The organism is Pseudomonas sp. BN417 (genome assembly GCF_029871205.1).
GTDB lineage: Bacteria > Pseudomonadota > Gammaproteobacteria > Pseudomonadales > Pseudomonadaceae > Metapseudomonas.
Genome location: NZ_SSOJ01000041.1, coordinates 37,529 through 54,885, shown reverse-complemented (window position 1 = coordinate 54,885; position 17,357 = coordinate 37,529). Strand labels below are relative to the sequence as shown.

Here is a 17,357-nt window from a genome sequence, read left to right as displayed (position 1 = left end):
CGGGTCACAGGCTGAGCAGCCACAGGCAGATACCGGGGAAGGCCACCAGCAGGACAATGCGCAGCAGGTCGGAGGCGAGGAACGGCAGCACGCCCTTGGCGGTTTCCAGGTAGGGCACGTCGCGAGCCACCTTGTTGACGATGAACAGGTTCATCCCCAGGGGCGGGTGGATCAGGCCGATCTCCACCACCATCAAGGCGAGGATGCCGAACCAGATGGACTTATCCACTTCGCTCATGCCGAAGAATTCCAGCCCCATGATCACCGGGTAGAAGATCGGGATGGTCAGCAGGATCATCGCCAGCGAGTCCATCACGCAGCCCAGCAACAGGTAGAGCAGGAGGATGGCGCTGAGCACCAGGATTGGCGCGAGGCCACTCTGTTTGACCCACTCGGCCAGCTCGGTGGGCATCTGGGTCAGGGCGAGGCCCGCGTTGAGCAGGTCGGCACCAAGCAGCACGAGAAAGATCATCCCGCTGGTTTCGGCGGTGCCCAGCAGGCAGCGCTGCAGGCCCTCCCAGCGCAGGCCGCCCTGGATGAGCGCCAGCAGACCGCAGGCGGCCGCGCCGATGGAAGCGGCCTCGGTGGGGTTGGTCCAGCCGCCGTAGATGCCGACGATCACCACCAGGAACACCCCGAGCACCGGCAGCACCTGCAGCAGCGCCTTGATCCGCTCGGTCGCGCTGGCCGGTTCGCTGCGGTGATGGCCTTCGGGCTCGCGGGACACCATCAGGCGCACGACCAGGATGTAGCCCAGCGCCGCCAGCAGGCCCGGCACCACGGCGGCGACGAACAGCTTGGCGATGGATTCCTGGGTCAGCACCGCATAGATGATCAACGGCACCGAGGGCGGGATGAGGATGCCCAGGGTGCCGCCCGCCGCGACGGTGGCGGTGGCCAGGCGGCCGGAGTAGTTGTGCCGGCGCAGCTCCGGCAGCGCCACCTGGCTCATGGTCGCCGAGGTGGCCAGCGACGAGCCGCAGATGGCACCGAAGCCAGCGCAGGCGCCGATGGCCGACATGCCCAGGCCTCCGCGCAGGTGCCCCACGAACGCCGCCGCGCAGCGGAAGATGGCCTTGGACAGGCCGCCGTGGGTGGCGAACTGGCCCATCAGCACGAACAGCGGGATCACCGCCAGGTCGTAGTTGGACAGGCGCGACCAGGCCAGGTTGTTCAGGCTGAAGAGCAGCGCCGACAGGTCGCCCTGGTTCACCGCCAGGAAGCACAGGGCGCCGCCCACCATCATGGTCAGGCCGATGTGCACGCGCAGCACCAGCAGGGTAAAGGTGGCGGCCAGCGCCAGCAGGCCGAGACTGAGTCCGCTCATGGGCGTTGCTCCCGCGCAAGGCAATGGAAGGTTCGGGCACCGGCAGTCACGGCCAGCAACAGCAAGCTCGGCACGATCAGCAGCAAGGGTATCCACAGGGGCACCGAGAGCAGCGTCGAGACCTCGCCGTACTCACGGCTCTCCAGCACCTGCAGGCTGGTGCGCCAAGCCAGCACCAGCGCGGCCACCAGGCAGAGGAAATGGGCGCAGGCGTCCAGCCAGGCCTGGGCCCGCACCGGCAGTTTCAGGGTGAAGGCATCCACCTTGATGTGCTGGCCACGCAGCTCACAGAGCGGCAGGAAGGCGGCGATGGCCATGGCGGCGCCGATTTCCATCAGCTCGATATCGCCGTGCACCGGCGTGGCGAACAGCTTGCGGCCGATCACCGAGATCAGGGACATGCCCACCAGCACCAGCAGGATCAGCCCACCACCGAGGGCGAAGCCCTGGGTGACGCGGTACAGCAGGCGACCCGCCGTGCCGCGCCCTACCTCGGGCGCGGCGTCGAAGGAAAGGGACTCGTTCATCGTGGATCACCGGGCCTGTGCGGAGAGGTTGCGGGCGCCTTCCAGCAAGGCCTTGCCATCCAGTCCCTTGTCGCTCGCGTCAGCCGCCCAGGCATCGGCCACCGGCGCGGCGGCCTGGCGCATGCCGGCGTAGGCCGGTGCATCGATCGCCACCATCTGCTCGACCGGGGTGCCCGTGCGGGCTGCGTCCAGGGCCTTGTCCCAGGCGGTGGCGAAGCGCTCATTCAGGACCGGGCCGCTGTTGCGCTCGATGATGGCGCGCAGGTCATCCGGCAGGCTATCGAACTTGCGAGCGTTCATCAGCATGGCGAGCACGGTGTAGGAGAAGGCCGGTTCGCCGGCGGGGATGCTCGAATGGTGATCGGTGACTTCATCCAGTTTGGTCGGCGGCACCACTTCCCAGGAGGCCAGCGCACCATCCACCACCCCCTTGGAGATGGACTCGGTCATCTGCGCCGGGGGCATGCTCACCGGAGTGGCGCCCAGGGCTTCCACCAGCTTCGCCGCGGTGCGGCTGGAGGCGCGCAGCTTGAGGTTCTTCAGGTCGTCGAGGCTGGCCACGGCCTTGCCGCGGGTATGGATGTCCATGCCGCCATCGCCGTGGATCGACAGCACCTTGTAGCCCTTGAAGTCGTCCTTGGCGTACTGCTCGTAGTACTGCCAGATGATCGGGTTACTGGCCTTCGCCCCCGCCGGCAGCATGAAGGGCAGCTCCATGGCCTCGATGCGCGGGAACTTGCCCGCCGAGTAGGCCGGCGCGGTCCAGACGATATCGGCGACGCCGTTGCGCGCCATGTCGGCCAGCTTGGCCGGGGTTCCACCCAGTTGCATCGAGGGATAGAGCTGGCATTTCAGGCGGCCGGCGGACTCGTCACTGAGCCGCTGGCACCAGGGCTCGATGATGTTGCGCTGGGCGTTGGAGTTGGCAGGCAGGAAATGCGCGACCTTCAGGGTGTAGGTGGTTTCCGCGAGGGCCGCGCCTGAGGTGCAGGCGGCAGCGAAGAGGACGGCGAGCTTGGACATCTTCATGGGGGGTGAGCCTCGTTGTTCTTGTATTTGCGGGTGTGACAGCCAACCCCGCGCGGGAGCATCGGCGGTCCAGGATCTCGTTAACAGCCTCAAGATCTCGTTAACACATTAACTTTTAAAACAAGCATGTCAACCAGAGACAATTCCACTTGCCGCCTAACGGCTATTGCGAGAACCCAACAAATAAAAATAAATTCTTTAAAAACAATTATTTAAAAACTTTATCGCGCAAAAACAGCCATGCCATGCGCTCGGCGCTCTGGCAGGCATACACAAAAAACACATTGTTAAGATATTAATCAAGTGCTAGTAATCTGCCCCGCTCAGGATCGGCAAGACCGGTCGAGCCTCACCCAATTCGGCCTCCTGGAGAAAAGAACAATGATCAGGACCCTAGGGCAGCACTCGCTCGCACTTCCATCATTCGCCCTGCTGGCCCTGGCCTGCAGCGGCAACGCCGAGGCCGATCTGGTCGCGGACAGCAAGGCCAGCCTCGAGCTGCGTAACGTCTACATCAACCGCGACTTCCGCCAGGAAGGGGCACCGCAATCGAAGGCCGCCGAGTGGAGCCAGGGCTTCATCGCCCGCTTCGAGTCCGGCTTCACCGAAGGCAGCATCGGCGTCGGCCTGGACGCCCTGGGCGAGCTGGGCGTGAAACTGGATTCCAGCCGCGACCGACGCGGCACCGGCCTGCTGCCCTTCGGCCCCACCTCGAAAGAGCCGGTGGACGACTACAGCGAACTGGGACTGACCGCCAAGCTGCGCGCGTCGAAAAGCACCCTGCGGGTTGGCACCCTGCTGCCCACCCTGCCAGTGGCCATGTACAACGACACCCGTCTGCTGCCCTCGACCTTCAGCGGCGGCATGCTCACCAGCCAGGAGATCGACGGCCTGACCCTGAATGCCGGCCGCCTCACCGAAACCAACTTGCGCGACTCCTCCAGCCGCGACGACATCGGCTTCGCCGGGCAGACCAGCGACCACTTCGACTTCGCCGGCGGCACCTATGCACTGACGCCCAACCTCGCGCTGACCGCCTACAGCTCGGAGCTGCAGGACATCTACCGCCAGCACTTCGCCGGCCTCGTACACACCTTGCCCCTGGGCGAAGGCCTGAGCCTGAAGAGCGACCTGCGCTACTTCGACAGTAGCGACAGCGGCGCGGCCAAGGCCGGACGCGTCGACAACCGCAACTTCAACGGCATGCTCAGCCTGACCGCCGGCGCCCAGCGCTTCTCGGCGGCCTGGCAGCGGCTGTCCGGTGACAGCGCCTTCCCCTTCCTTACCGGGGGCGATCCCTTCGTGGTCAACCTGGTGACCTACAACACCTTCACCAAGGCCGAGGAAGACTCCTGGCAGCTGCGCTATGACTACGACTTCGCCAGCCTGGGGATTCCGGGGCTGAGTTTCATGACCCGCTACGTCAGCGGCGATGGGGTGAAACAGGGCGCGGTGCGCGATGGCCGCGAATGGGAGCGCGACAGCGACCTCGCCTACGTGGTGCAGAGCGGCCCCTTGCGCGGCTTCAATGTCCGCCTGCGCAACGTCACCTTCCGCTCCGGCGATGGGCTGACCCAGGATATCGACGAGAACCGGATCATCCTCGGCTATACCCTGGCGCTGTGGTAACCGGGGACACTCTTAGGGGCCGCTTCGCGGCCTTTTTCGAATGAATTCGAACCCACAGAAGTGTGCAGGTCTGCGCTTCTACTGTGGGGGCGAATTCATTCGCCAAGCAGGACACCGTCCTGCCAATGACGCTTATCGCCAGGCCTCTTCCTTGTCCCCCGCCCTGCGCTGGCGATACTCGCCCGGCGACATGCCGGCGTTGCGGGCGAAGAAGCGGCTGAAGTAGGCCGGGTCCTTGAAGCCCAGCAGGTAGCAGATCTCGTTGGACGAGCTGCCGGTGAACAGCAGCAACCGCTTGGCCTCCTGCATCACCCGGTCGTGGATCAGGCGCTTGGATGGCAGGTCGGCGATGCGCCGGCAGATATCGTTCAGCCGCGCCTCGGTCACGCCCATCTGGCTGGCGTACTGGCCGAGGGGCCAGTGCTCGCGGTAGTGCGCCTCGATCAGGGCGTTGAAGCGGTGGAACACCTGCAGGTCCTCGTGGCGCGCCGGCTGCGCCTTGAGCGAGCGGGCCGAGAGGCGCAGCAGGCTGATGAAGATCAGCCGGGTCAGCGCCGACAGGCTGGCGTCCCGCCCCGGGCGATTGGCGCTGAATTCGCTACGTAATTGGTCGAAGAGCAGGTCCAGGCGCTGCACCTCTTCGCGGTACTCCTCGCCCAGCTCGGAAAAGGCCACGCACACGGGCGCGATCTGCGGTCCGTCGGCCAGGCCCTGCTCGGCTTCGAGCAAGGGCCAGACCAGTTGCTGGCGCACGGTGAGCACATGGCCGTCGGCGTCCTGCTCGGTGACGAAGGCGTGGGGAATGGTCGGCGGCGTGAGGAAGAACAGCGGTCCCTGCTGCCGGTACTGCTGCTCGTCGAGGTAGACCCGCACCGCCCCGCTCTTCACGTAATGCACCTGGAAGAAGCGGTCGTGGCGGTGCACCGGCATGTTGCGGCCGAAGAAGTCCGCCAGCTTGCCGAGGGCCTCGTAGTGCACCTCGGCGTCGGCGTAGCGCTGGTCGTAGACCTGGCCGATGTTGATGTTGGGGATGGGTTGGCGCTCTTGCATGGCGACCTTTCTCCGCTGCCTTCGCACACCTTCGATGACGAAAGGCGACGACGCAAGACTTGACGATCATTAACATGTTAAATATAACGTTAACACATTAACGAAATCCTCGTTTACGGGTGGCGTTCCGTCACGACCCACCCGCCTTTTTTATCCACAGGAGACGACCCATGCGCCCCGCACTCGACCACGTCGCCACCGGCACCCTGTTCGGCGTTGCGCTGAACTACCGGGGCCTGCTGGAGAGCCGTCTGGACGAATTCCAGCAGCCTCCCTACCAGAAGCCTCCGGTCAAGCCGGTGCTGTTCATCAAGACCCCGAACACCCGCAACGGCCACGGCCAGCCGGTGGTCTACCCGCAAGGCGTCAAGCGCCTGCAACCGGGCCCGGCCCTCGGCGTGGTAATCGGCAAGAACGCCAGCCGCGTGCGCGCCGCAGACGCCCTGGACCATGTGGCCGGCTATGTGATCGTCAACGAGTTCAGCCTGCCGGAAGAGAGCTACTACCGCCCGGCGGTGAAAGCCAAGTGCCGCGACGGCTTCTGCCCCCTCGGCCCGGAATTCGTCCCCGCCGCCGATGTGCGGGACCCGCACGCCCTGACCCTGAAGCTCTTCGTCAACGGCGAACTGCGCCAGGAGAACAGCACCGCCAACCTGGTGCGCGGCATTCCGCAACTGATCGAGGAAATCAGCGAATTCATGACCCTGCACGAAGGTGACGTGCTGATCACCGGCACCCCGGAAGGCCGCGTCGACGTACAGCCCGGCGATGTCGTGGAAGTGGAAATCAGCGGCCTTGGCCGCCTCGCCAACACCGTGGTCGCGGAATAAGGAGCCCGAGATGAAACACGCACGCATCCGTTACCAGGGCGAGGTCCACGCCGTGACCGTGGACGCGGACAACGCCGTCCGCCTCGCCGATGGCCGCCTGCTGGCCGAAGACCAGGTCCAGTGGCTGCCGCCGGCCACCGGCAGCATGTTCGCCCTCGGCCTGAACTACGCCGACCATGCCGCCGAGCTGTCCTTCAAGGCGCCCACCGAGCCGCTGGCGTTCATCAAGTCGCCGGGCACCTACACCGGCCACAACCAGGTCACCTGGCGCCCGGACAACGTCGCCTACATGCACTACGAGTGCGAGCTGGTGGCGGTGATCGGCAAGCCGGCGCGCAACGTCAAGCGCGAAGACGCCCTCGCCTATCTCGCCGGCTACACCGTCTGCAACGACTACGCCATCCGCGACTACCTGGAGAACTACTACCGGCCCAACCTGCGGGTGAAGAACCGCGACGCCACCACCCCGGTGGGCCCCTGGATGGTCGACGCCGCCGACGTGGCCGATCCCTCCAACCTCAAGCTGCGCACCTGGGTCAACGGCGAGCTGAAACAGGAAGGCACCACCGCGGACATGATCTTCGACATCCCCTACCTGATCGAATACTTCTCCAGCTTCATGACCCTGCAGCCGGGCGACATGATCGCCACCGGCACGCCGGAGGGCCTGGCCGACGTGGTGCCGGGCGATGAGGTGGTGGTGGAAGTGGAAGGCGTCGGCCGCCTGGTCAACCGAATCGTCAGCGAAGGCGCGTTCTTCGAAAACAAAGAGTTCGCCCGCAAGCAAGAGGCATGAGCAACATGATCAAGCACTGGATCAACGGCCAGGAAGTCGAAAGCAAAGAGACCTTCGTCAACTACAACCCGGCCACCATGGAAGCCATCGGTGAAGTCGCCAGCGGCGGCGCCGAGGAAATCGCCGCCGCCGTGGCCGCCGCCAAGGAAGCCTTCCCCAAGTGGGCCAACACCCCAGCCAAGGAACGCGCCAAGCTGATGCGCAAACTGGGTGAGCTGATCGACGCGAACGTGCCGCACCTGGCCGAGCTGGAAACCCTGGACACCGGCCTGCCGATCCACCAGACCAAAAACGTGCTGATCCCCCGTGCCTCGCACAACTTCGAGTTCTTCGCCGAGGTCTGCACCCGCATGGACGGCCACAGCTACCCGGTGGACGACCAGATGCTCAACTACACCCTCTACCAGCCGGTGGGCGTGTGCGGTCTGGTGTCGCCGTGGAACGTGCCGTTCATGACCGCCACCTGGAAGACCGCGCCCTGCCTCGCCCTGGGCAACACCGCGGTGCTGAAGATGAGCGAGCTGTCGCCGCTGACCGCCAATGAACTGGGCCGCCTGGCCCTGGAAGCCGGCATCCCGAAAGGCGTGCTGAACGTGGTGCAGGGCTACGGCGCCAGCGCCGGCGACGCGCTGGTGCGCCACCCGGACGTGCGCGCCATTTCCTTCACCGGCGGCACCGCCACCGGGCGCAAGATCATGCAGACCGCCGGCCTGAAGAAGTACTCCATGGAACTGGGCGGCAAGTCGCCGGTGCTGATCTTCGATGACGCCGACCTCGACCGCGCCCTGGACGCCGCGCTGTTCACCATCTTCTCCCTGAACGGCGAGCGCTGCACCGCCGGCAGCCGGATCTTCATCCAGGAGTCGGTGTACGACCAGTTCGTCGCCGAATTCGCCGCCCGCGCCAAGCGCCTGATCGTCGGCGATCCGCAGGACCCGAAGACCCAGGTCGGCTCGATGATCACCCAGGCCCACTACGACAAGGTCACCGGCTACATCCGCATCGGCATCGAGGAAGGCGCCACCCTGCTGGCCGGCGGCCTGGAACGCCCGGCGGGCCTCCCGGCGCACCTGTCCCGCGGGCAGTTCATTCAGCCGACGGTGTTCGCCGATGTGGATAACCGCATGCGCATCGCCCAGGAAGAGATCTTCGGCCCGGTGGTCTGCCTGATGAAGTTCAAGGACGAAGCCGAAGCGCTGCGTCTGGCCAACGACACCGAATACGGCCTAGCCTCGTACATCTGGACCCAGGATATCGGCAAGGCCCACCGCCTGGCCCGCGGCATCGAGGCCGGCATGGTGTTCATCAACAGCCAGAACGTGCGCGACCTGCGCCAGCCGTTCGGCGGCGTGAAGGGCTCGGGCACCGGCCGCGAGGGCGGCCAGTACAGCTTCGAGGTGTTCGCCGAGATCAAGAACGTGTGCATTTCCATGGGCAGCCACCACATCCCGCGTTGGGGCGTGTAAGGCTCGTCCGCATAGAGCCGCTCCGCAGGCAAGCCCTGCGCGAGCGGCCACTTTCGCTGGCGTGCAAACACCACAACAACCAGGACGCCCCTTGAGAGAGGGCGCCCGCCGCTAGGAGAACCGTCATGGGCACACTTGCTCTGGCTGCCAAGATCACCCACGTCCCGTCCATGTACCTGTCCGAGCTGCCCGGCCCGCGCCAGGGCTTCCGCAAGCCGGCCATCGACGGGCACATCGAGATCGGCCGCCGCTGCCGCGAGCTGAACGTCGACACCATCGTCGTGTTCGACACCCACTGGCTGGTCAACGCCAACTACCACGTCAACTGCGGCCCGCACTTCCAGGGCCTGTACACCAGCAACGAGCTGCCGCACTTCATCAGCAACATGGAGTACGAGTTCCCCGGCAACCCCGAACTGGGTCGCCTGCTGGCCGAGGAATGCAACCGCTTCGGCGTGGAGACCATGGCCCACGACGCCACGACCCTGGCACCGGAGTACGGCACCCTGGTACCGATGCGCTACATGAACGCCGACCAGCACTTCAAGGTGATCTCGGTCTCGGCGCTGTGCACGTCCCACTACCTCAACGACAGCGCCCGCCTCGGCTGGGCCATGCGCAAGGCGGTGGAAGAACACTACGACGGCAACGTCGCCTTCCTCGCCAGCGGATCCCTGTCTCACCGTTTCGCCCAGAACGGCCAGGCACCGGAATTCGCGACCAAGGTCTGGAGCCCCTTCCTGGAAATCCTCGACCACCGCGTCGTGCAGATGTGGGAAGACGGCGAGTGGGACGACTTCTGCACCATGCTCCCGGAGTACGCGGTCAAGGGTCACGGCGAAGGCTTCATGCACGACACCGCGATGCTGCTGGGCGCCCTGGGCTGGTCGAAGTACGACGGCAAGGCGGAAGTGATCACCCCCTACTTCGGCTCCTCCGGCACCGGCCAGATCAACGCGGTATTCCCGGTCACCCCGCAGGACGGCTCCGCCATCCCCGCCGCCCAGGCCTCCAGCCCGGCCGGCGTCGGCTCCACCAGCCGCCTCTAAGGAGCGCCGCCATGCCTCATCTGGTCCTGCTCTACACACCTGACCTGGAACGCGAGGCGGATATCGGCGGCCTCTGCCGCGCCCTCGCCGACTGCATGCTCGAGCAGCGCGACGAAACCGGCCGCCAGGTGTTCCCCACCGGCGGCACCCGCGTGCTGGCCTACCCGGCCGCCCATGTCGCCGTGGCCGACGGCCAGGGCGACTACGGCTTCCTCTACGCCAACCTGCGCATGGGCGCCGGGCGCAGCCCGGTGGTGCACAAGCAGGTGGGCGACAGCCTGCTGGCAGTGCTGCGCCACCACCTCGACGGCCTGCTGGAGCAACGCCCGATCGGCATCACCCTGCAGATCGACGAAAGCCCCGGCCAGGTCTTTGATGCCAAGCACAGCAGCCTGCACCCCCTGTTCACCAAGAGTTCCTGAGGTTTCCATGCTCGACGCCAGCATCATCCAGCAAGCCGCCGCCCGCCTCGACGCCGCCGAGCGTTCCCGCGAACAGGTGCGCCAGTTCTCCCTGGACTACCCGTCCATCAGCATCGATGACGCCTACGCCATCCAGCGCGCCTGGGTGCAGCAGAAGATCAAGGGCGGCCGCAGGCTGGTGGGCCACAAGATCGGCCTCACCTCCCGCGCCATGCAGGTGTCATCCAACATCACGGAGCCGGACTACGGCGCGCTGCTGGACGACATGCTGTTCGACGAAGGCAGCGACATCCCCTTCGAGCGCTTCATCGTCCCGCGCGTGGAAGTGGAACTGGCCTTTATCCTCGGCAAGCCCCTGCGCGGGCCAAACTGCACGGTCTTCGACGTGCTGGACGCCACCGACTGGGTGATCCCGGCCCTGGAGATCATCGACGCGCGCATCCAGCAAGTGGACCCGGACACCAAGGTGACCCGCAAGGTCTTCGACACCATCTCCGACAACGCCGCCAACGCCGGTGTGGTGATGGGCGGCCGCGCCGTGCGCCCCACCGAGATCGACCTGCGCCGGGTGCCGGCGATCCTCTACCGCAATGGCGTGATCGAGGAATCCGGCGTCTCCGCCGCGGTGCTCAACCACCCGGCCAAAGGCGTGGCCTGGCTGGCCAACAAGCTGGCGCCCTACGACGTCACCCTGGAAGCCGGGCAGATCATCCTCGGCGGCTCCTTCACCCGTCCGGTGGCGGCCGCCCCCGGCGACACCTTCCACGTCGACTACGACCAGCTCGGCTCCATCGCCTGCCGCTTCGTCTGAGCCGCATTCGAACTTCACCCAGCCCTTGTAGGAGCGAGCTTGCTCGCGAAGCTCTTCGCCAGCGAGCTGGCTCCTACATCCGGAGCCCTCAAGGAGTCCTCCTGTGGACATGCCTATCAATACCTTCAAGGCCCGCCTGCATTCCGGCCAGCCGCAGATCGGCCTCTGGCTCGGCCTAGCCGACGCCTACTGTGCCGAGCTGGCGGCCAACGCCGGCTTCGACTGGCTGCTGCTGGACGGCGAGCACGCGCCCAACGACCTGCGCAGCCTGCTCGCCCAGCTCCAGGCCATCGCGCCCTACCCCGCCCAGCCGATCATTCGCCCGCCGATCGGCGACGCGGTGCTGATCAAGCAGTTGCTGGATATCGGCGCCCAGACTCTGCTGGTGCCCATGGTGGAATCCGCCGAACAGGCCGCCGAACTGGTGCGCGCCATGCGCTACCCGCCCTTCGGCATCCGTGGCGTCGGCAGCGCCCTGGCCCGCGCCTCGCGCTGGAACAGCATCCCCGGCTACCTGGACAACGCCGACGAGCAGATGTGCCTGCTGGTGCAGATCGAGAACCTCGACGGCCTGGCCAACCTGGATGTGATCGCTGCCGTCGACGGCGTGGACGGCGTGTTCATCGGCCCCGCCGACCTGTCCGCCGCCATGGGCCATCGCGGTAACCCCGGCCATCCCGAGGTCCAGGCGGCCATTGAGGATGCCATCCTGCGCATCCGCCATGCGGGCAAGGCCGCCGGCATCCTCTCCGCCGACCAGGCCCTGGCACGCCGCTACATCGAACTGGGCGCCGCCTTCGTCGCAGTGGGGGTGGATACCACGGTGCTGATGCGCGGACTGCAGAGCCTGGCGGGGGCGTTCAAGGAGACGCAGGCGCCGGTGAGTGGAGGTGGTGGGGTGTATTGATTACCCCGCGAGTGAAGGAAGCCGGCTCGGGTAGCCGGCTTTTTTGTGCCGTCCCGCCGGCATCGAGCGACCGGGAGAGGGGCTCTTGTAGGTTGGGCAGAGCGCAGCGAAGCCCAACGATTCCGGCATCGACTCCGCCTGTTGGGCTTCGCATAGCTCAGCCCAACCTACGGGACTTTCTTGGCATCGAGCGATCGCGAAGCCCCCTCACCCCAACCCTCTCCCAAAGGGTGAGGGGGCTGGCCGTGCAGCAGGTGGGATTTGGCACTTCGCCGCCGCCGCGAGTCCCCCCTCTCCCTCCGGGAGAGGGGCCGGGGGTGAGGGTTGTATCCGTCCGCTCGGTGCCTTGACTGAACACAGATCGCGAATAAATTCGCTCCCACAAGTTATCCCCACCCCTTCCCCGAAACGAAAATGGCGCCCACAGGGGGCGCCATTCATTGCGGCAACACCGATCACCCCAGCGCAATCACCGCCTTGAGCATCGTCTTGAAAGTCTCCACCTGCTCCTCGCTGAACTGTGCGAACACCTTGTCCTGTTGCTCGCGAGCGATGCGCCAGAGCGCCTCGGCCTGCTCCACGCCAGCCGGGGTCAGCAGGTAACGCTCACCGGCATCGGCCACCATTCCCTTGCGCTTGAGGATGGCCACCGCCTCCTCAATCTCGCGCCGGGGCATCGCCACTTCCCGTTGCAGGTCGCAGAGGTCGAGGCCGGCGTCGTTCTCCAGCACCATCAGCATGCGCGCCTCGCTGGTGCGCAGGCCGGTGGAGAGCTGCTTCGGCTGGTAATCGGCCTGGTAGCCGCGCACCGCCTGGGTCATCAGGTAGTAGAGGTTGTGCGACAGACGCCCCTGGAAGGCGCTGGAAGCCGGTTGGCCTTCACTCTTCTGCGTCATGCGGGTATGCGGCAGGACCATGGAATAGGCGCCCTGGTGGTAAAGCAGCGGCGAGCGGCCGAGATCGTCGAAAGCCAGCACCTTGCCGATGAGGATGACGTGGTCGCCGCCATCCACCTGCTGGTGCAGCTCGCACTGGAAGCGCGCCGCGCAGTCGGGGAATAGCGGCGCGCCGCCGATGCCGCTGTCGAAAGCCACGCCCTCGAACTTGTCGTCGCGCGGACGGGCGAACTGGTTGGACAGGTCGATCTGGTCGGCGGCCAGGATGTTCACAGCGAAATGGCTGGCCTGCTGGAACACAGCCAGGCTGCTGGAGCGCTTGTCGATGCTCCAGAGGACCAGCGGCGGTTCCAGGGAGACCGAGTTGAAGCTGTTGGCGGTGACACCGGCGCGGGTGCCGTCGGGCGCGGTGGCGGTGACTATGGTGACCCCGGTGGCGAAGTTGCCCAGGGCGCGGCGGAAGGCACGGGAATCGAAAACGCTTTCTTGGGAGGACATGACGCAGCTCCTGGCGGCCGCCTCATGGGATGGCCGCGCGATTGTTCGTCGGCGGGCGGATCAGCGCCGCCCGGCACGCAGGTGAGGGTTGCAGGCATCACACCATGCTGGGATCGGGCTCGAGCCCCATCAGCTCGCGCCCAAGTATCTGCGCGCAGACGTCGTAGTCGGTGTAGGCATGGGCGCCGGTCATGTGCGAGTCGCGGAACAGTCGCTGCATCTCGTTGTTCTCGAACCAGGCGGTGCCGCCGGCGGCCTCGAACAGGCGGTCCACCGCCTGGATGCACATTTTCACGGCATAGGCCTGGTTGGTGCGCCAGAAGGCCAGGGTCTCGCGGCTCGGGTACTGGTGGCGTTCGCCGTGCTCGGCGTGGTCCTGCCAGGTCCTCTCCAGGAAGGCGCGGGCGGCGGCCACCTGGTGGGTGGACTCGGCCAGGCGCATCAGCGCCGGGGTGGCGGTGCCGACGCTGACGCCGGTGTAGGCGCGCACGCGGTTCCTGGTCTTCTCCCTGAAGGCTTCGAGCATGCGCTCGGCGATGCCCAGGCTGATGGCCGCGAAACCGCTGGCGAAGTACGGCCGATAGGGGGAGTAGAAGATCTTGCTGTCCGGGTACAGGCCGAAGCCGGCGGACTTGCCTTCCATCATGTCCTTGGCCGCCTGGATGCGGTGGTTCGGCACGAAGGCATCCTTGATGACCAGGGTCTTGGTGCCGCTGCCCTTCATGCCGGCGGCGAACCAGTCGTCGCGGATCTCGTAGTCGCTGCGCGGCAGTACGGCGAAGCAGTAGATGAGCTCGCCTTCGGCGTTCTTCCGGCGGCAGCCGACTATGGCCCACTCGGCATGGTCGCTGCCGCTGCTCCAGCCCATCTCGCCATTGAAGCGCACGCCGCCTTCCACCTCCTCCACCTTGCCGAACGGTGCGATGGAGCTGCTGGCGGTGGCGTCGGAGTTCTCGCCCCAGACCTCTTCCTGCAACTGCGCGGAGAACATCGCCAACTGGTGGCTGTGGGTGCACAGCAGGCTGAAGGCCCAGGCCGTGCTGGCGCAGGCGCCGGCCAGGGCGACGACGCAGTCGGCGAACTCCGGCAGCGAGATCTCCATGCCGCCGTACTTCTTCGGCTGCAGCGCACGGTGCAGGCCGATGCCCTTGAGCATGGCGATGTTCTCATCCGGGACCTGGCGCAGCTGCTCGGCCTTCGCGGCATTGGCGGCGATGGCAGGCAGGATGGCCTGCAGGTCATCGAGAAGAGGGTTTGGCTTTTTCATGTCGGAGCCCTGCTTATTGTTAGAGGTGGCGCCGTCGGGTCGAAGCGGTCCTGATAGCCGGATCAGGCCGCTGCCGAAGGCGGTAACCCAAGTGGGTGCAGGGCGATTATGGGATGGGGTGCCGAGCCCCAAGAATGGACGTTACGGAGTCTAGATTGCACTTTTCATGGAGCGCAGAACCAATATGTAGGATGGGTCGGGCGGCGTTCCGCGAGCTCGGCGATACCCATCAGGGTCGAGTGATGGGTATCGCTCCGCTCCACCCATCCTACGGGAGCCTCTCAGGGCTTGATCTGCTTCAGCTCGTTGAGCAGTTCGAAGAGCTGCTTGAGCTTCTCCTCGCCGAACTGCTCCTGGATCTTCTGGTAGTTGCTCTCCATGCCTTCGCTCATGGAGACGAAGCATTGCTGGCCCTTTTCGGTCAGGTTCACCAGCACGCGGCGCTGGTCCTGCGGCGCCTTGCGGCGAACGACCATGCCGTCGCGCTCCAGGCGTGCCAGTACGCCGGTCATGCTCGGCTTGAGGATGCAGGCGAGGTCGGCGAGCTGGTAGCTCTCCAGCTCGCCGTGCTGGCGCAGCAGGCGGATCACCCGCCACTGCTGTTCGGTCAGGTCGTGCTGGTTCAGCAAGGGGCGGAAGAAGCTCATGGCCGCTTCGCGGGCTTGCAGGAGGGTGAGGGTCAGCGAGGGTCTTGGAATGGGCATGGCGGCTTGGGTCCGGGGAACATCGTGAAGATTTTAACGAAAAATCAACGGAATGCAGCAGCCGCGAGAAGAGGAAGGGACGAGCGCATGGCGCCCGCCCCGGTGCATCAAGCCTCTTCGAAACTCAGCTCCGGCGGTTGGCGGCGGAAGCCGCCGGTCAGCCAGCCAAGGTAGATCACCCCCAGCGCCAGCCAGGACAGGCCGAGGATGATCGCCAGGTGGTCCAGGCTGGCCATCAGCCAGAGGGTCGCCACCATCCCCACCAGCGGGAACAACAGAAACGCACCAGCTCGCGCGGGCCGCGGCGTTCGCCGTTCAGCCAGTAGTGGAAGATCACCGAGAGGTTCACCAGGGTGAAGGCCAGGAAGGCGCCGGGCAGAAGGTGGAAACCGCCCTCACCGCCCGCGAACTGGAGGTGGGCCGGCTGATGCTGAGCGGCTGCTCCAGCAAGGAGATCGCCCGCAAGCTGGAAATCTCCGCGGAGACGGTGAAGGTCCACTGCAAGCACATCTACAGCAAGCAGGGGATCAAGTCGCAGTCGGAGCTGTTCGGGCTGGTCCTGAAGGCGCAGGAGGGGTGACGGGGATTGGCTTTTCTGTGGGGGCGAATTCATTCGCCAAGGGCGGCGTAGCTGCCCCCTTGGAGATCGAAGGGCAGGCCTTCGGCCTGCTTCGCGAATGAATTCGCCCCCACAAGGTCTTGCCCAACGCTCCGCCACCTGAACAATACCGCGATAAATCCATCCCCCCAGAAACGACAACGCCCGACTTTCAACAGCCGGGCATTCCGTCAAAAGAATTACAACCGCAGAATCAACCGTTACTGCAACCCTGGCCGAACACCATATATTCCAGGCGATGAACTTTTCCCTGGTGATCTTCGTACGTCATATAGGCGGGGACTATTCCGCAAACATCGGGGATTTCGCTGCGGGAAATGACCCTGGCGATATCCAGCTCCATGCCGTAGTGGTACTGCTCGACGGCAGTTTCCGCCGGCTCCGCAGCCAGGGCGAAGGACGACATGCCGGTCAGCGCCAGCAAGGCAAAAGCTTTCATTGGATGTATTCCCGAGTGCTTTTAAGTTGAAACTTCGGCCAGCTCTCCACGAACTGGCCGAAGGTACAGCGCAACACCTGTCGGTGAAGTTTTACGGCAGCGTCGCCTCGTCGTGGGAGGCGGGACTATTTTATTGAGCGGGCAATTTTCTAAACAGCGCCAAACACCACAAGGACTATTTACTGGGCAAACAACAATCCGTTGAGAAAGCCGGAAGTTTCCGGTTCCGCGCCCTCTTCCCCTATCACCACGGTGCAGGTCATGCCGGCGGCCAGCAGTACGCCTTCGGGTACCTCGTCCAGGTGGATGCGCACCGGCACCCGCTGCGCCAGGCGCACCCAGTTGAAGGTGGGGTTCACATCGGCGATCAGCTCGCGGCTTTCCGGGTTGTCGCGGTCATAGATGCCGCGCGCGATGCTGTCCACCCGGCCGCGCAGGCGCTCACCACTCATCAGCCGCAGCTCGGCGTGATCGCCAACCTTGATGTGCGGCAGGCGGGTCTCCTCGAAATAGCCGTTGACGTAGAAGGAGCGGTCGTCCACCAGGGCCATGCTGGCTTCGCCCCTGGCGGCGTAATCGCCCTTGTAGACGTTGAGGTTGGTGATATGCCCGGCCACCGGCGCGCGCACTTCGGTACGCGCCAGGTTGAGCCTGGCCGCATCCAATGCGGCCTGGGCCTCCTGGTATTCGGCCAGGGCGGCGGCGGCCAGGTGGCCGGCGTCCTCGCGGCTCTCGCGGGAGACTACCAAGTCGTCCATGTCGGCGCGGCGGTCGGCATTGACCTTGCGCATTTCCAGCGCCGCCTTGCGTGCCGCTACCAGGGCCTCGGCCTGCTTCACCGCCACCTCGTAGTGGGATGGATCGATGCGCAACAGCAGGTCGCCGGCCTCGACCTTCTGGTTATCCTGCGCCGGCACCTCCACCACCAGTCCGGCCACATCCGGAGCGATGTTGATCACGTCGGCGCGCACCCGGCCGTCGCGGGTCCAGGGGGAGTCCATGTAGTGCAGCCAGAGGGCGCGCACCAGCAGTACCGCCAGGGCGAGGATGAACAGGGTCACGCCGACACTGAGGATTCGTTTCAGGGACAT

17 protein-coding genes and 2 pseudogenes are annotated in these 17,357 nt (G+C 65.5%); 9 read left to right on the top strand and 10 right to left on the bottom strand.

The window, feature by feature from the left end; genetic code table 11:
• Positions 1-4: 4 nt before the first annotated feature.
• The 3 genes from E8F11_RS03750 to E8F11_RS03740 are packed head-to-tail and all read right to left on the bottom strand — an operon-like array spanning position 5 to position 2,883.
• A complete protein-coding gene (locus E8F11_RS03750) occupies positions 5-1,327 on the bottom strand; it encodes a TRAP transporter large permease (RefSeq protein ID WP_280287461.1) in 1,323 nt (440 codons plus the stop codon).
• The gene (locus E8F11_RS03745) at positions 1,324-1,854 is read right to left on the bottom strand and encodes a TRAP transporter small permease (RefSeq protein ID WP_280287460.1); all 531 of its coding nucleotides are present in this window, start codon (positions 1,852-1,854) and stop codon (positions 1,324-1,326) included. The genes E8F11_RS03750 and E8F11_RS03745 overlap by 4 nt, the downstream gene beginning before the upstream one ends.
• Positions 1,855-1,860: 6 nt before the next feature.
• Positions 1,861-2,883: a TRAP transporter substrate-binding protein gene (locus tag E8F11_RS03740; protein ID WP_280287459.1), complete on the bottom strand. Its 1,023-nt coding sequence runs from the start codon at positions 2,881-2,883 to the stop codon at positions 1,861-1,863.
• 381 nt (positions 2,884-3,264) lie between these two features.
• Between E8F11_RS03740 and E8F11_RS03735 the strand changes: the two genes are divergently transcribed.
• Positions 3,265-4,512 carry an OprD family porin gene (locus E8F11_RS03735; protein ID WP_280287458.1) on the top strand — a complete coding sequence of 416 codons (1,248 nt, stop codon included), beginning with the start codon at positions 3,265-3,267 and terminating at the stop codon, positions 4,510-4,512.
• A gap of 132 nt (positions 4,513-4,644) precedes the next feature.
• On the opposite strand, the gene hpaA is transcribed toward E8F11_RS03735, so the two are convergent.
• Positions 4,645-5,562, bottom strand: coding sequence for a 4-hydroxyphenylacetate catabolism regulatory protein HpaA (hpaA, locus tag E8F11_RS03730; RefSeq protein WP_280287457.1), 918 nt, complete (start codon positions 5,560-5,562; stop codon positions 4,645-4,647).
• A gap of 170 nt (positions 5,563-5,732) precedes the next feature.
• On the opposite strand from hpaA, the gene E8F11_RS03725 reads away from it, so the two are divergent.
• From E8F11_RS03725 to hpaI, 7 genes are all read left to right on the top strand, one after another.
• On the top strand, positions 5,733-6,392 hold the full coding sequence (locus E8F11_RS03725) for a fumarylacetoacetate hydrolase family protein (RefSeq protein WP_280287456.1): 660 nt from the start codon (positions 5,733-5,735) through the stop codon (positions 6,390-6,392).
• A gap of 10 nt (positions 6,393-6,402) precedes the next feature.
• Positions 6,403-7,188 carry a fumarylacetoacetate hydrolase family protein gene (locus E8F11_RS03720; protein WP_280287455.1) on the top strand — a complete coding sequence of 262 codons (786 nt, stop codon included), beginning with the start codon at positions 6,403-6,405 and terminating at the stop codon, positions 7,186-7,188.
• 5 nt (positions 7,189-7,193) lie between these two features.
• On the top strand, positions 7,194-8,654 hold the full coding sequence (gene hpaE / locus E8F11_RS03715) for a 5-carboxymethyl-2-hydroxymuconate semialdehyde dehydrogenase (RefSeq protein WP_280287495.1): 1,461 nt from the start codon (positions 7,194-7,196) through the stop codon (positions 8,652-8,654).
• Between the two features lie 125 nt (positions 8,655-8,779).
• Positions 8,780-9,703: a 3,4-dihydroxyphenylacetate 2,3-dioxygenase gene (hpaD, locus tag E8F11_RS03710; protein WP_280287454.1), complete on the top strand. Its 924-nt coding sequence runs from the start codon at positions 8,780-8,782 to the stop codon at positions 9,701-9,703.
• 11 nt (positions 9,704-9,714) lie between these two features.
• On the top strand, positions 9,715-10,125 hold the full coding sequence (locus E8F11_RS03705; RefSeq protein WP_280287453.1) for a 5-carboxymethyl-2-hydroxymuconate isomerase: 411 nt from the start codon (positions 9,715-9,717) through the stop codon (positions 10,123-10,125).
• Positions 10,126-10,132: 7 nt separating this feature from the next.
• Entirely contained in the window at positions 10,133-10,936 is an 804-nt protein-coding gene (gene hpaH / locus E8F11_RS03700) for a 2-oxo-hept-4-ene-1,7-dioate hydratase (RefSeq protein ID WP_280287451.1), read from the top strand.
• 103 nt (positions 10,937-11,039) lie between these two features.
• Positions 11,040-11,843, top strand: coding sequence for a 4-hydroxy-2-oxoheptanedioate aldolase (gene hpaI / locus E8F11_RS03695; protein ID WP_280287450.1), 804 nt, complete (start codon positions 11,040-11,042; stop codon positions 11,841-11,843).
• A 455-nt stretch (positions 11,844-12,298) separates the two neighbouring features.
• On the opposite strand, the gene E8F11_RS03690 is transcribed toward hpaI, so the two are convergent.
• The 4 genes and pseudogenes from E8F11_RS03690 to E8F11_RS03675 form a co-directional block, all read right to left on the bottom strand.
• Positions 12,299-13,237 carry a p-hydroxyphenylacetate 3-hydroxylase reductase component gene (locus tag E8F11_RS03690; protein WP_280287449.1) on the bottom strand — a complete coding sequence of 313 codons (939 nt, stop codon included), beginning with the start codon at positions 13,235-13,237 and terminating at the stop codon, positions 12,299-12,301.
• A 97-nt stretch (positions 13,238-13,334) separates the two neighbouring features.
• Positions 13,335-14,504: a p-hydroxyphenylacetate 3-hydroxylase oxygenase component gene (locus tag E8F11_RS03685; protein ID WP_280287448.1), complete on the bottom strand. Its 1,170-nt coding sequence runs from the start codon at positions 14,502-14,504 to the stop codon at positions 13,335-13,337.
• 281 nt (positions 14,505-14,785) lie between these two features.
• On the bottom strand, positions 14,786-15,208 hold the full coding sequence (gene hpaR, locus E8F11_RS03680; protein WP_280287447.1) for a homoprotocatechuate degradation operon regulator HpaR: 423 nt from the start codon (positions 15,206-15,208) through the stop codon (positions 14,786-14,788).
• Positions 15,209-15,315: 107 nt separating this feature from the next.
• Positions 15,316-15,581: pseudogene (locus tag E8F11_RS03675) on the bottom strand (amino acid permease); the annotation flags it as partial.
• Here E8F11_RS03675 and E8F11_RS03670 point away from each other — a divergent pair.
• Positions 15,567-15,788: pseudogene (locus E8F11_RS03670) on the top strand (LuxR C-terminal-related transcriptional regulator); the annotation flags it as partial. The pseudogenes E8F11_RS03675 and E8F11_RS03670 sit on opposite strands and share 15 nt — an antisense overlap.
• A gap of 232 nt (positions 15,789-16,020) precedes the next feature.
• Here the strand turns inward: E8F11_RS03670 and E8F11_RS03665 are convergent.
• Entirely contained in the window at positions 16,021-16,266 is a 246-nt protein-coding gene (locus E8F11_RS03665; protein WP_280287446.1) for a DUF2790 domain-containing protein, read from the bottom strand.
• A gap of 179 nt (positions 16,267-16,445) precedes the next feature.
• Positions 16,446-17,357 (bottom strand): HlyD family secretion protein, encoded by a 912-nt coding sequence (locus tag E8F11_RS03660; RefSeq protein WP_280287445.1) that lies wholly within the window; start codon positions 17,355-17,357, stop codon positions 16,446-16,448.

What these genes read in the sequence shown, in the direction of transcription:
- E8F11_RS03750 (WP_280287461.1), bottom strand. Translation starts at nt 1,327, where the DNA reads ATGAGCGGACTCAGTCTCGGCCTGCTGGCGCTGGCCGCCACCTTTACC.
- E8F11_RS03745 (WP_280287460.1), bottom strand. Translation starts at nt 1,854, where the DNA reads ATGAACGAGTCCCTTTCCTTCGACGCCGCGCCCGAGGTAGGGCGCGGC.
- E8F11_RS03740 (WP_280287459.1), bottom strand. Translation starts at nt 2,883, where the DNA reads ATGAAGATGTCCAAGCTCGCCGTCCTCTTCGCTGCCGCCTGCACCTCA.
- E8F11_RS03735 (WP_280287458.1), top strand. Translation starts at nt 3,265, where the DNA reads ATGATCAGGACCCTAGGGCAGCACTCGCTCGCACTTCCATCATTCGCC.
- hpaA (WP_280287457.1), bottom strand. Translation starts at nt 5,562, where the DNA reads ATGCAAGAGCGCCAACCCATCCCCAACATCAACATCGGCCAGGTCTAC.
- E8F11_RS03725 (WP_280287456.1), top strand. Translation starts at nt 5,733, where the DNA reads ATGCGCCCCGCACTCGACCACGTCGCCACCGGCACCCTGTTCGGCGTT.
- E8F11_RS03720 (WP_280287455.1), top strand. Translation starts at nt 6,403, where the DNA reads ATGAAACACGCACGCATCCGTTACCAGGGCGAGGTCCACGCCGTGACC.
- hpaE (WP_280287495.1), top strand. Translation starts at nt 7,194, where the DNA reads ATGATCAAGCACTGGATCAACGGCCAGGAAGTCGAAAGCAAAGAGACC.
- hpaD (WP_280287454.1), top strand. Translation starts at nt 8,780, where the DNA reads ATGGGCACACTTGCTCTGGCTGCCAAGATCACCCACGTCCCGTCCATG.
- E8F11_RS03705 (WP_280287453.1), top strand. Translation starts at nt 9,715, where the DNA reads ATGCCTCATCTGGTCCTGCTCTACACACCTGACCTGGAACGCGAGGCG.
- hpaH (WP_280287451.1), top strand. Translation starts at nt 10,133, where the DNA reads ATGCTCGACGCCAGCATCATCCAGCAAGCCGCCGCCCGCCTCGACGCC.
- E8F11_RS03690 (WP_280287449.1), bottom strand. Translation starts at nt 13,237, where the DNA reads ATGTCCTCCCAAGAAAGCGTTTTCGATTCCCGTGCCTTCCGCCGCGCC.
- E8F11_RS03685 (WP_280287448.1), bottom strand. Translation starts at nt 14,504, where the DNA reads ATGAAAAAGCCAAACCCTCTTCTCGATGACCTGCAGGCCATCCTGCCT.
- hpaR (WP_280287447.1), bottom strand. Translation starts at nt 15,208, where the DNA reads ATGCCCATTCCAAGACCCTCGCTGACCCTCACCCTCCTGCAAGCCCGC.
- E8F11_RS03665 (WP_280287446.1), bottom strand. Translation starts at nt 16,266, where the DNA reads ATGAAAGCTTTTGCCTTGCTGGCGCTGACCGGCATGTCGTCCTTCGCC.
- E8F11_RS03660 (WP_280287445.1), bottom strand. Translation starts at nt 17,357, where the DNA reads ATGTCCCTGAAACGAATCCTCAGTGTCGGCGTGACCCTGTTCATCCTC.